An 11,590-nucleotide genomic window follows, 5' to 3' on the forward strand; every position below is an offset into this window, starting at 1 on the left:
CGTCGATAGGCCGGAGATGTAAGCGCTGCGAGGCGTTCAGTTGACCGGTACTAATTGCTCGATAGGCTTGATTTGATCCAGCAGAAGCCAGACTTCACTGGTCAAAAGCGATCTTGGACGATTGATTGTCGTGCTTCTTTCTCGGTTTGGTGGTCATAGCGCGAGCAAAACACCCGATCCCATCCCGAACTCGGCCGTTAAGTGCCGCAGCGCCAATGGTACTGCATCTCAAGATGTGGGAGAGTAGGTCACCGCCAAACCTAGCAAGAAGCACGCGTATCTCTCGACACGATGCGGCCCAGACAAATCGATTGTTCCGGGCCAGAATTGGCGCGGGGTGGAGCAGCCCGGTAGCTCGTCAGGCTCATAACCTGAAGGCCGCAGGTTCAAATCCTGCCCCCGCAACCAAAATCCTCAACGATATCAGATACCTAGAACCCGACGTAAACCGTCGGGTTTTTGCTTTTGAAATTCTTGTCAACACCTGGTCAACGTTTTGCGAGCCCCCCATCGAGGGTGCGGATAATCGTCGCCGGGGGCATCCGTCACTTCGGAAGATCCTCACGAAACCGGTCCATCTGGTGCATCCGCTCGTGCAGGATCGTCACGATGCCGACGTCCCCGTTCGACAGCCGCCGCCAGTACACGAAATGATGCGCGTGCCGGAAGTAGAAGCCCTCCACTCCGAACTCAGCCGGGATTGGGCGTGACGTGATGCCATGGCTTTCGATCTGGTCGAACGCCGCGAAGAGGTCAGTGATGTACCGATCCGCCTGCTCGGCGCCCCAGCGGTCGCGGGTGTAGCGGTAGATCTCGTCAAGCCGCAGCGATGCGGCCTCCTGGATGCGCATGGCCACGTCGTCAGCCCCGGTTCCGGGCGATCACCTCGGCAGGGGTCAACGGGCGATAGCTTTCCTCCGGCGCTGCGAAGGCACGCGTCAGTTCAGCCTTCAGACGATCAAACGCCTCCCGCTCCGCCCTCTCCTTGTCGCGTCGGATCAGGTCGCGCACGTACTCGCTGATGTTCTCGTACGACCCGTTCTCGCCCACGTTCGACGCCACAAACTCGCTCAGCGCGCCGCTGATGCGGACAGTCATCGTCGTAGTCTGGGACATAGTGGCCTCCATTCTTCTGTGTTCAAGATACGCAAAAATGAACACGCAGACAAGATTGGTTCGGCATCCTTCGCCGCGCCGTTATCCTGATGATGCCAGTGCTTCCAGATACGGACGCATCTGGTTCCATGCCCCGTTCTCGCGCGCGGCTGCAGCGAGCTGGCCAGCCATGGCCTTCCTCGCGCCCAGCGCCGCCTTCATCGCCTCTATGGTAACGGATCGGTCCAGCAGCTTCGGGTTCCGAAATGCGTCGGCTATCGTCTTGGCGATGGAATAGACACGCACCTCCACGCCGCGGATGCGATGGGTCTCAATGTCATTCGTCAGGTAGGGCTCTCGGAAGCGCACGATGCGGGTGCGGGGGTATTCGATCTTCGGTGCCCAGTCCTTGGCACCGATGGCGATCCACACCCGCCGTGGCAGCTGGTCGGTCAGTTGATGAAAGGACAGTGCCGAGGTCAGGCAGATGACGGCCTTGGGTGCGAGCTTGGCGATCTCGATCAGCCCCTCATGCAGGTCCGGCTCGCTGTCGGGCAGTTGATACAGTCCCCTCCCGATGCGCACGACCACGCCATCTGCCACTGCCCTCGCGATCGTGGTCCTGCTCACGCCTATGGGCGCCAGATCCCTTGAACGGGCTGGCGCATGAGTTTCCATGTAATCGATCATGCGGGCGCGCTGGTTCTGATCCGTCGCGAGCATAGCTACAAAACCTCAGGTAAAGGTGCGTCCTGTCCTAGGTTTGGTAACATCGAGGGTAGATTGAAACAACCAGCGCCGACCCGCATCTGACCCTGACTTTCATTCTCATGCACCGCAGATTTTGCGGAGATTAGAGCCCTCATTCTCCGCATGGGCCGGAGTCAGCGCTCGCAAAGCAACTGATCGAGGTTGCGCGCTACCCTGGCGGCGGCACAAGCTGACACGGCGCGACTACGAGGCCCAGTTCATTGATTCGACTACAACAACGCCCCTTGCTTGGTTTCTTCGCTGACCCCTTCGGCGGGTCTGCCCGCGCAATGGAGCTAGACGGGGACCATATCAGGATCACGAAACGCGGTCAGATCGCCACTCTGCCTTTGCAAGCGCTGACGAATGCGCCTGCCCTCCGGAAGGGGATGCTTGGGACTGCGCTGACAATAAGCTCGCAGGAGCGCGCCGATGTCACGCTAAAGGCGGCGAGCAACATCGCTGCCGCAGGCTTCGCTGAAGCGGTCAAGGAGGCGTGGACACGCTTCAATCTGGCAGCCCTCGAGAAGGAAGCAGCGCGGCTGGACAGGGTCCTTGCCGAGGTCCGAGTGCTCGTGGCACCGCCGCGTTATCCTTCGGCGTGCCGGGTCGCACCGCTGCTGGACGACGCCCGTGAGCTCGATACATCCCTTCTATCGAAGCTGAATCCCGATGCCATTGGTCCTCAGGTCGTCGCGCGCATCGCACCTGTCCGGAAATTCGTCGCCGACCCGCGAACGGCGCGGGCGAATGCCATCGCCGCCTTCGTCACGGCCGAACTGGACCGCTGGAAGGATTTCTTCGACACCATCGAGAGCAAGCCGCTGACGCCGGAACAGCGCCTTTCGGTCGTCGTCGATGAAGATGCGACGCTGGTTCTTGCCGGGGCCGGGTCGGGAAAGACCAGCGTCATCACCGCCAAGGCGGCCTATCTCGTCAAGGCAGGCATCCGGCAGCCGGAGGAAATCCTGCTTCTGGCCTTCGCGAAGAACGCGGCCGAGGAGATGTCAGAACGGGTCGAGGCCCGATCCGGCGTGCCGATCGTTGCGCGGACCTTCCACGCGATTGCCTATGACATTATCGGGATCGTTGAAGGATCGAAGCCTGCGCTGGCCGACCATGCCACCGACGACATGGCCTTCAGCAACCTGATCAAGCAGATCCTGAAAGACCTGGTCTACCGCCTGTCTGAGGTGTCGAAGGCGATCATCCAGTTCTTCGCGCATTTTCTGGTCGAGCCCAAGACGGAATGGGACTTCAAGACCAAGCACGACTTCTACACCCACATGGAAGCCCAAGACCTGCGGACACTGCAGGGCGAAAAGGTCAAGAGTTACGAAGAACTGCAGATCGCCAACTGGCTTTACGAAAACGGCGTCGGCTACGAATACGAGCCCCTCTACGAACACAAGGTTTCCGAGATCGGCAGGCGCGATTATCAGCCCGATTTCCGGCTGACCGAAAGCGGCATCTACATCGAGCATTTTGGGGTGCGGCGCGAGAAGGCGCGGGGCGGCAGCGAAAGGCTGGTCACTGCGCCTTTCGTGGACCGCGACGAATACCTGGCTGGCATGGACTGGAAGCGGAAGGTCCACGCCGAGCATCAGACAACCCTGGTCGAGACCTACAGCTATGAACGGCAGGAGGGCCGCCTGCTGACCGGCCTCGCCGAAAAGCTTGCTCCGCACGTCACCCTGAACCCCCGGCCGGTCGACACCATCTATGACCGGATCGTCGAGCTGAAGCAGGTCGATGACTTTTCCAAGCTGCTCGGAACCTTCCTGCGCAAGTTCAAAAGTGGCGGCTACAGCCTGCAGGACTGCGAGACCAAGTCAGACCGGATGAAGCTTGGCAAACGCGCCCGGGCGTTCCTCGACGTCTTCGCGCCGGTCTTCGAGGAATATCAAAGACGTCTGGAGGGCCGGATCGACTTCGAGGACATGATCTTGCGTGCCGCGCGCTATGCAGAGGACGGCCGCTATGTCAGTCCGTTCCGACATATCCTCGTCGACGAATTCCAGGACATCTCGCAAAGCCGCGCAAGGCTGGTGAAGGCGCTGAAGGCCCAGCATCCGGATGTGCGCGTCTTTGCCGTGGGTGACGACTGGCAATCCATCTTCCGCTTCGCCGGATCCGACATCCACCTGATGCGCCATTTCGGGCGGGAGTTCGGCGGCAGCTTCGACGGCGAGACTGGTGTGCACAGAACCGTCGACCTCGGCCGCACCTTCCGTTCGGTGGACCAGATTGCCTTTGCCGCGCGGACATTCGTTCTGCGGAACCCCGCCCAGATCGACAAGAAGATTGTCCCGGCCGGGACCGCGACCGAACCGGCGATGAAGGTCATCACGGTGTCCAAAGGCGAGGATGAGGGGAAACTCAACGAGGTGCTTGCCGCCCTGTCTGCCGCCGCGGCGCTCGGGGCAAAGTCCGTGACGGTTCTGCTCCTCGGCCGCTACCGTTTCAACGAACCGGACATCCCGGGTTTGCGGCGCCGATACTCGCGGCTGAAGATTGACTTCAAGACCATCCACGCCTCGAAGGGGCTGGAAGCCGACCACGTCGTCTTGCTGAGCGCCGACAGCGGGCGCATGGGGTTCCCGTCAGAGATCGTCGACGACCCCCTCTTGTCTCTGGTCTCGCCGGAAGAGGAGGCGTTCCAGAACGCAGAGGAGCGGCGCGTCATGTATGTGGCGATGACGCGGGCCCGCCATACCCTGACGATCCTTGCCTCGAACGCCCGTCCTTCGTCCTTCGTGACCGAGCTCCGCAAAGACCCCGCCTACGGAATATCGACAGCCCCCGGAGCTGAACCCGAGGCTCACGTCTGCGGCGAATGCGGCGGGCGATTGCTGGGCGTGACCGGGCAGGATGGCCGCATCTGGTATCGATGCGAGCATGTGCAGCATTGCGGAAACCTGTTGCCCGCCTGCCCATCCTGCGGCACGGCACTGCCACGCCATGCCGATGGTAAAAGCGAGGTGCGATGCGAGTGCGGGGCCAACTATCCGACGTGCCCGGTCTGCGAAGATGGCTGGCTGGTCGAACGCAGCGGCAGCTTCGGCAAGTTCCTCGGCTGCGTGCGCTATCCGACCTGTACCGGAAAAGCGAAGATCGCGAACGGCAATCAGCCAGCCATCTCCACGCCAAGGCGCCGGAGAAAGGTCTGACGCCGCGCGAGCAGCGTCTCGGATTTTACCGGCATGCCCGCGCCTGGTCGCGCAACACAGCGTAGTCGCCGAGCATCCTGACGATGACGGCCCCTTCCGGCAGTGCATCGACCTCGTCTGCGGCCCGTGCCTGATCTTCAGCCGTGTAGCCGACTACCGGCGGGCAGGGCGCGCGGGTGTCAGAACCTGCCATCGCGCAACCGGTCAGCCAGAGCGTCACGATCAGCAGGGCGACGGGCGGCGGCTTCGAGCATCTGGCGGTGGACGGCATCGTTTCTCTTTCTTGCATCAAGGAGTTCGGCGGCACGCCCGGCGCGCTCGCCTGCGCGGCGGAGGTTCAGCAGGAACAGCAGGATCGCTGCTGCGGTGAGGATGAGGCCCAGCGCTCTTCGCGCCGGGCCACGGGTCAGAAGCCAGCCGATCACCGCTGGCCCCGTTTCCAGTCGTCGAGCCGGGCGTGGATGGTGACGGCGATGCCGATCAGCGCGATGGCGATCAGCACCCAGCGCAGCGTGTCGAGGTAGGGCACCAGCGGCTGGATCGTGGACTGGGTTTCCGCAAGGACGTCCTGCAGCACTTCCACCCCGGCCGCGCCGACGGTGGCCGCCCCAGCCGCGCCGCCACCGCGCAGCGTGCGGCTTCCCGACAGGATGTCGCGCGCGGGCGGCAGTTCCGGGGCGAAGGGCACGGGCCGCACCGGGAAGGGATCGCCCCAGGATCGGGTGGGGCCAAGGTCGATGTGCATGAAGCCCGAGCGGGGGTAATAGCCGAAACCGAGGAACCCGATTGCCCGTGCCGCCGCCTCGAAGGCTGCGGGATCGTGGTTTGCCATGGCGATGTCGAAAGCGGTGCCCTGCATGTGCTTCGAGGCCGGGGCCCCGCCGACGGCGCGGTTGTGTTCCGGGCTGCGATAGGCGGAGCGGATGATCAGCGGTTTGCTCAGCCGGTCGCGCAGGGCCTGCAGTTTGTCCATCGCCTCGGTGTTGATCTTGATTGCGCCGGTGCCACGGCAGGCGATTTCGGCGGCCGAGAAATTCGGCCAGCGCCAGGTGTTGGCAGGAACGTTGCGCCAGTGGGGGTAGGTCAGGGTCGGCATGGTGGATCCTCCAAATGAAAAACCCGCCTCGAGGGCGGGCGGGGTGTCGGTTGGCGAGGTTCGGATGGGTCAGTCGGATCGGCCGCGCTGGAAGGCGTCGAAGAGCATGTCGCGCATGGAGCGGATGTCGGTCTCGATCCGGTCGAGGCGGTCGCCGTCGGCCTTGCGATCTTCGCTGCGCTGGCGGTCGATCCGGTCCCGGTCGGCGATCAGTTCCCGGTCGAGGCGATCAAGCAAAGCCTCGTTCGTGAATGCCTTCCTCGTGATCGCCGCGATCAGGGCCATGGTGCCGCCGATCAGGGCGGTGAGCGCGGCGGTGATCCCGTGATCCCGAAAGGCCCGCGCGACCGCGTCGGCGAGAGTGGTCTGGTCGTTCATGGTGGTCCTTTCATTGCCGCGAGCTGCGGTCGGTCAGAAATCGGTTTCAAGGTAGACCCCGGCGCAGTCGTAGGCGACGGCGGCGGCTGTCGCCCCGGTGTTCAGGAACAGCCGCGGCGACAGGAACTGCGTCGCGGCGGGCAGGTCTGCGGTCATCTCCTGCTCGAAGATCGCACCCGAGACCTCGTCGACGACGCGCACCCAGACGGAACTGCCGTTCGGCGGTGCCGCGATGAACAGGGTCAGCACCCCGCCCGTGGCAATCGCGAAGGACGCACCCATGTCGGTCAGCGTCGGCGCGCCAGTGCCGTCGTTGGCCACGAGTTGCCAACGGGTGTGCGTCCCGCGCTGGAAGCCGATGCCGATGCAGTTGATGGCCGCGGCAAGCGTCAGCGTGGTGGCGAGCGCGGCGGTAGAGCCGTAGAGGCCGAAGAACCCCATCCCGGTCGCCTGCAGCGTTGTCAGCGAAATCCGCGTGACAAAAGTCCATCCGCCGAGGCCCGCCGCGTTGCCGCGCCAGCAGGCCCAGCCTGCGGAGCGCTGGTCGGCGACCGAGTCCACGACGGCCGCCGAGGTCAGACGCCAGCGGCGCATCGATGCTGCAAGGTTCGTGGCGGCCAGCGTCGGGTGCGAAACGGTGCCGACCGAAGTGATCGGCATCCCTTCGGTGGTGATCGTCGTCGTGACCGAAGGCGACCACGTGGCGATCCGGTTGACCCCGAAATGCGGCTGCAAAGGGAAATCCCGTCCCGAGGGACGCATGACGTCGATCCATGGCGCCCCGGCACGGCTGCGCGCATAGACGGCGGCCTTCCCTGCGGGCGGCGGGGTCGGCGCGGCGCGGAGGCCGGGCAGGACCGTCGGCTGCGGCAGTTCCACCTGGCCGTTGGTCCGGTCGATGCGCAGCGCGTCATAGAAGGCCGAGCCGTCCGGGCTGACCTTGAAGCTGAAGTCGTCATTGCCGAGGAGACCGATCAGCGCGCGGGCGGAGAAGCCGGTCTTGAACGCAAAGGCGGCGTCGTTCGCCGGGGCCGCCTTGTTCACCGTCGCTTCGATCCCCGCGCCCGCATTGTTCAGTAGCACCGCAGGCGTGTTGACCGAAACCCGGTTGTAACTGTCCGCCGTGGCCCCACCGAGGCCGAGAAGCTGCGCGGTCAGGTTCGCTTGGGGCATGCCGACCTGCGTGACGGCATTGGCGAAGGTCACTGTGGGCGTGTTCACCACCGTCGTACCGCCCGCGCCAGCCGTGGCCGAGCCGATGTTCACGACCGTGGTCGACCCGGACGCCCCGCCCGTGCCGATGTTCACCGTCTTGGTGACGCCGGTTGTCGTGGCGCCGGTGCCCACCCCATAGGTCGCAGTGCCGGTTGCGGTCCCGATGGTCGCAGTGGCCCCGGATGTCGTCACCGTTCCCGAGGCAGTCAACGTGCCTGAGAAGGTCTTGTTGCCGGTGAAGGTCTGGGTGCCTGCGAGGATCGCCAGTTCGGACGAGGTGTTGGGAAGCGTGAAGCTGCGCGTTGTCCCGGCGCTGATCCCTGCGAGCGAAAAGGTGGCCTTCTTCGTCGGGTCCGCATCGTTCACGAGGCTGAACACGGCGTCCGACACGTCGCGCGGTTCGCCCACCACCTCCCAGGCGCTGCCGGTCCAGACGAGGAACAGCCCCTCGGCCGCGACCCAGACCAGCCAGCCGGTGCGCGGGACGAGGCGGATCCACGCGCCGTCGACCCAGAAGGCGATGTTCAGATCCCACCCGGCCCAGAGTCCCGTTGCGCCGGAGGCCACCAGATGGCGGTCGCCGTCTGCCGGGCTCGCCGGGGGCGTGGTGCGCGTGCGGTCGAGGACCGAGAGTTGCACCATCGCATCGAGCAGGCGCAGCGCCTCGTTGTGGGTGACATGCTTCTGGGCTTGGGCGGCCAGAAGATACGGCAAGCCCAGATGGGTCGTGGTGTCGGACATGGGATATCCCGTCAGAACTGGAGGGTCACGGTGGCGGGCGTGCCACGGCCAAGGCGGTTCGAAAGCTGGAAGATGCGGAGCGACAGTGTCTGGCTGGGCCCCAGCGGAGCGCCCCAATCGGCGGTCTGCTGGGCGGCGGTGTAGAGGACGGAAGTGGTGCTACTGGTCAGAGTGCGCTTGACGGTCATCCCGTCGAGGATCTGGACGTCGTAGCTTTCCAGGTCCTCTGCCAAGGGTACCTCGACCTGTTCCCAGGCATCTGCCACCAGCGCCCGCGATCGCCGCGACCAGCGGATCGTCAGATCGCCCGGGTTGCGGGCCGTTCGCCACGGCTGATCGACATGGACCGGCGCGAAGGGGACAAGGCCCCGGCCGGTCGGGGTAAAGCCTAGCGCGGCGTAACTGTCATCCGTGACCGCCCGCGCGGCAGGACCAACACGCCAGTTCCATGGCAGGCCGAGATCGGCCTCGGCGATGGGCAGCGATGCCAGCGTTGCATCCAGTACCACGACCCGCGCTCCGGCCGGGGCGGGATTGCCCATGGCATGTTCCGTTCCGCGCTGGCCGCGCAGGAGGCGGGTCAAGCTGTACCTGCCCGGGGCGATGAGTTCAGCCGCGCCTGCCTGGACGATTTCCCATTGGCCAGCGGCGCTCTCAACTGCCAGCGCATTGGCCCCACCAACAGCGCAACGTCGGTCAACGCCTCGATCTGTTCAAGGTAGAGGGTGCCGAGTTCACGAACGGGTTTCGGCAGGGCTGCCTTGTCGTCGCTGATCGCTGCGGCCAGGCGATTGAGATACGCCGCCCCCGTCGGCGCAACGACACCATGTTCGGCGAGATGGCCGCGCAGCGCATTGATCAGGTGGGTTCGCTGGCGCACGAGAAGGTCCCGGGTGCGGAACAGCATGGCACGCGCTTGCTGCTCTTGGGACTTCACGGTGACAAAGCGCATCGTGGGGCGTGATGCCGCTTCGGCGATTGCCTCTGCGTCGGTGGCGTCGTTCTTCTGTCGCTTCACGAACGGCTTCACATAGATCGGTGGGATGAGCCGAACTGAATGGCCAAGCTTGGCGATCTCCCGCCCCCAGCCGTGGGCGCTGGCGCAAGCTTCCATCGCGACAACGCAGCGCTGTTGAGATGCGAGGAAATCCAAGACGCGAGCCCTCGGCAACTTGAGGCGGAACGCGACCGACCTGTCAGCCTTCGATCCGTGCAGTTGGAATACCCGCTTGGCCAGATCAAGGCCGATGATGGCAACGTCAGACATGGCAGTTCTCCTCTCTTGGATCCTGTGGTGGCCGACATTCGCATGTCGGCACCCTGGCGGAAGGGGGCATCCACGCCATCAAAATCATCTCTACGTGGGAGGTGACCTTGGCACGCAACCTGATGTCCGACGACGAATGGGCATTCTTTGAGGGCTTCATCCGGGCAGTCCGGCATCCGAACGGGCGCAAGCCTGCGGACCATCGGCTTGTTCTGGATGGCATTTTCTGGATCGCGCGGACCGGTGCGCCGTGGCGGGACCTGCCAGAGGAGTTTGGCAAGTGGTCATCTGTCTACCGGCAGTTTCGGCGCTGGACGCTTGCCGGGCTGTGGGAGGACGTCCTGGATGGCTTGAACCACGCGAAGCTCGCGCCGGACAAGCTGCAGAGTACGGTGATCCGCGCTCATCATCATGCGGCGGGCGCAAAAGGGGGGCTTCGAAAGAGGCTCTTGGCCGTTCGAGAGGTGGCTTCTCGACCAAGATCCATCTCCGCGTCAACGGCGCAGGCCTCCCGATGAGGACCGAGATCACGCCGGGGCAGGATTCCGACTACACCGGATATGATCTGGTGATGGCAGACAACCTGCCACAGCGCGCCGTTCTGGTCGCTGACAGGGGCTATGACTCTGATAACGTTCGGGAAGACATCGAGCGCCGCAACGCGCTACCCATGATCCCCATCCGAAAGAACCGCAAGGTGCGCAGGGCGGTCGACATGACGATCTATACGCTGCGCAACATGGTCGAGCGCTGCTTCAACAAGTTGAAGAACAGCCGTCGCCTGGCAACCCGTTACGACAAAACCGCAGACCGTTTCCTCGGCTTCGTCGACGTCGCCTGCATCAGGCTCTGGCTCCGCCATTTGTCAACATGACCTAGAACTGCCTTCGCTCAGGCGTAGGATGGTTCGGCAGAAGCGGAACCCTAAATGAAGACATCCTCCAAGTCTCAGCTTATCGACAAAGGCGCCAAACCATCGGCAATCATGGCCGGGTCCGGTGACTTGCCCGCCTCGATCAGCCTTTTGCCGATCATATAGGCGCGGGGGTCGTTCATCGCGTCGAGCGCGAGCAGCCTCTCTCCCCGATAGTACCAGATGCTGACCGCGTCGCCCTCGCCGCGGCGGGCGACCACGCGGTCATATCCGGTGTTCAGCCCTGCAATCTGCAGTTTGACGTCGTATTGATCGGACCAGAACCACGGCCTCGCCTTATAGGGCCGCTCCGCGCCAAGTATGTTTCCGGCTACGATTTCCGCCTGATTGATGGCATTGCCGACGCTTTCAAGCCGGATCCGGCCACCTTGATGTGGGAAGGAGGCACAGTCCCCCACGGCCCAGATCGCCGGGTCGGAGCTGCGGCCAAAGGCATCGGTGCGGATGCCGTTGTCGATGCACAGTCCAGCCTCTTCGGCAAGGCGGGTCGACGGCGTGACGCCGACGCCAACGATGACGAAATCGACCGGCAGGGTGCTGCCATCAGACAGGATCGCTCCGCTGACGCGGATCTCGCCGATCAGCCGCTCAAGCCCGGTGTTCTCGCGGATCGCGACGCCGTGGTCGCGATGTAAGGCGCGGAAATAGGCAGAGGTCTCGGCCGCGGCCACCCTCTGCAGGATGCGCGGCTCTTTCTCTATCAGAGTGACCTGAAGGCCAAGATTTGCCCCCACCGCTGCCGCTTCCAGGCCGATATAGCCTCCGCCAACGATCAACAGCCGACGCCCGTCCCGGAACTCGGGTGAACCGCCCCGGGTTTGCCGGAGGCTCCAACTCTTGAGTAGGATGGAGCATCATGAGCAATACCACGAACAAGTTTTCCCCTGAGGTGCGCGAGCGCGCGGTGCGGCTGGTTCTCGACAACGAGGCCCAACATCCGTCGC

At 64.0% G+C, this 11,590-nt stretch carries 10 protein-coding genes, 1 tRNA gene, 2 rRNA genes and 3 pseudogenes; 5 read left to right on the forward strand and 11 right to left on the reverse strand.

The window, feature by feature from the left end; translation table 11 throughout:
* From ACE3P6_RS06905 to ACE3P6_RS06915, 3 genes are all read left to right on the forward strand, one after another.
* A 23S ribosomal RNA gene (locus ACE3P6_RS06905) occupies window positions 1-75 on the forward strand; the annotation flags it as partial.
* Between the two features lie 70 nt (window positions 76-145).
* A 5S ribosomal RNA gene (gene rrf / locus ACE3P6_RS06910) occupies window positions 146-260 on the forward strand.
* Between the two features lie 71 nt (window positions 261-331).
* Window positions 332-408: transfer RNA gene (locus ACE3P6_RS06915), tRNA-Met, on the forward strand.
* Window positions 409-545: 137 nt separating this feature from the next.
* On the opposite strand, the gene ACE3P6_RS06920 is transcribed toward ACE3P6_RS06915, so the two are convergent.
* From ACE3P6_RS06920 to ACE3P6_RS06930, 3 genes are all read right to left on the reverse strand, one after another.
* Window positions 546-857, reverse strand: coding sequence for a type II toxin-antitoxin system RelE/ParE family toxin (locus ACE3P6_RS06920; RefSeq protein ID WP_374393093.1), 312 nt, complete (start codon window positions 855-857; stop codon window positions 546-548).
* A 4-nt stretch (window positions 858-861) separates the two neighbouring features.
* On the reverse strand, window positions 862-1,116 hold the full coding sequence (locus tag ACE3P6_RS06925; protein ID WP_374393096.1) for a type II toxin-antitoxin system ParD family antitoxin: 255 nt from the start codon (window positions 1,114-1,116) through the stop codon (window positions 862-864).
* An 81-nt stretch (window positions 1,117-1,197) separates the two neighbouring features.
* The gene (locus tag ACE3P6_RS06930; protein WP_374393099.1) at window positions 1,198-1,818 is read right to left on the reverse strand and encodes a type IV toxin-antitoxin system AbiEi family antitoxin domain-containing protein; all 621 of its coding nucleotides are present in this window, start codon (window positions 1,816-1,818) and stop codon (window positions 1,198-1,200) included.
* A 317-nt stretch (window positions 1,819-2,135) separates the two neighbouring features.
* Here ACE3P6_RS06930 and ACE3P6_RS06935 point away from each other — a divergent pair, with 317 nt between their 5' ends.
* Window positions 2,136-5,015: a UvrD-helicase domain-containing protein gene (locus tag ACE3P6_RS06935; protein ID WP_374393102.1), complete on the forward strand. Its 2,880-nt coding sequence runs from the start codon at window positions 2,136-2,138 to the stop codon at window positions 5,013-5,015.
* Window positions 5,016-5,040: 25 nt separating this feature from the next.
* Here ACE3P6_RS06935 and ACE3P6_RS06940 read toward each other — a convergent pair whose 3' ends face one another.
* The 7 genes and pseudogenes from ACE3P6_RS06940 to ACE3P6_RS06970 form a co-directional block, all read right to left on the reverse strand.
* Window positions 5,041-5,208, reverse strand: coding sequence for a hypothetical protein (locus ACE3P6_RS06940; RefSeq protein ID WP_374393104.1), 168 nt, complete (start codon window positions 5,206-5,208; stop codon window positions 5,041-5,043).
* Window positions 5,195-5,440: a hypothetical protein gene (locus ACE3P6_RS06945; protein ID WP_374393107.1), complete on the reverse strand. Its 246-nt coding sequence runs from the start codon at window positions 5,438-5,440 to the stop codon at window positions 5,195-5,197. Before ACE3P6_RS06945 ends, ACE3P6_RS06940 begins: the two co-directional genes overlap by 14 nt.
* Complete coding sequence (locus ACE3P6_RS06950) at window positions 5,437-6,111, reverse strand: YcbK family protein (protein ID WP_374393110.1); 675 nt, start codon at window positions 6,109-6,111, stop codon at window positions 5,437-5,439. The genes ACE3P6_RS06945 and ACE3P6_RS06950 overlap by 4 nt, the downstream gene beginning before the upstream one ends.
* Window positions 6,112-6,180: 69 nt before the next feature.
* Window positions 6,181-6,489, reverse strand: coding sequence for a hypothetical protein (locus tag ACE3P6_RS06955; protein ID WP_074556085.1), 309 nt, complete (start codon window positions 6,487-6,489; stop codon window positions 6,181-6,183).
* 33 nt (window positions 6,490-6,522) lie between these two features.
* Window positions 6,523-8,445, reverse strand: coding sequence for a DUF2793 domain-containing protein (locus ACE3P6_RS06960; protein ID WP_374393112.1), 1,923 nt, complete (start codon window positions 8,443-8,445; stop codon window positions 6,523-6,525).
* 11 nt (window positions 8,446-8,456) lie between these two features.
* Window positions 8,457-8,987: a hypothetical protein gene (locus ACE3P6_RS06965; RefSeq protein WP_374393115.1), complete on the reverse strand. Its 531-nt coding sequence runs from the start codon at window positions 8,985-8,987 to the stop codon at window positions 8,457-8,459.
* Window positions 8,988-9,142: 155 nt separating this feature from the next.
* A pseudogene (locus tag ACE3P6_RS06970) lies at window positions 9,143-9,712 on the reverse strand (IS110 family transposase); the annotation flags it as partial.
* 122 nt (window positions 9,713-9,834) lie between these two features.
* On the opposite strand from ACE3P6_RS06970, the pseudogene ACE3P6_RS06975 reads away from it, so the two are divergent.
* Window positions 9,835-10,586, forward strand: a pseudogene (locus tag ACE3P6_RS06975) (IS5 family transposase).
* 74 nt (window positions 10,587-10,660) lie between these two features.
* On the opposite strand, the pseudogene ACE3P6_RS06980 reads toward ACE3P6_RS06975, so the two are convergent.
* Window positions 10,661-11,449: pseudogene (locus ACE3P6_RS06980) on the reverse strand (NAD(P)/FAD-dependent oxidoreductase); the annotation flags it as partial.
* Between the last annotated feature and the right edge of the window lie 141 nt (window positions 11,450-11,590).

It is taken from the genome of Tabrizicola sp. (assembly GCF_041911175.1).
GTDB lineage: Bacteria > Pseudomonadota > Alphaproteobacteria > Rhodobacterales > Rhodobacteraceae > Tabrizicola.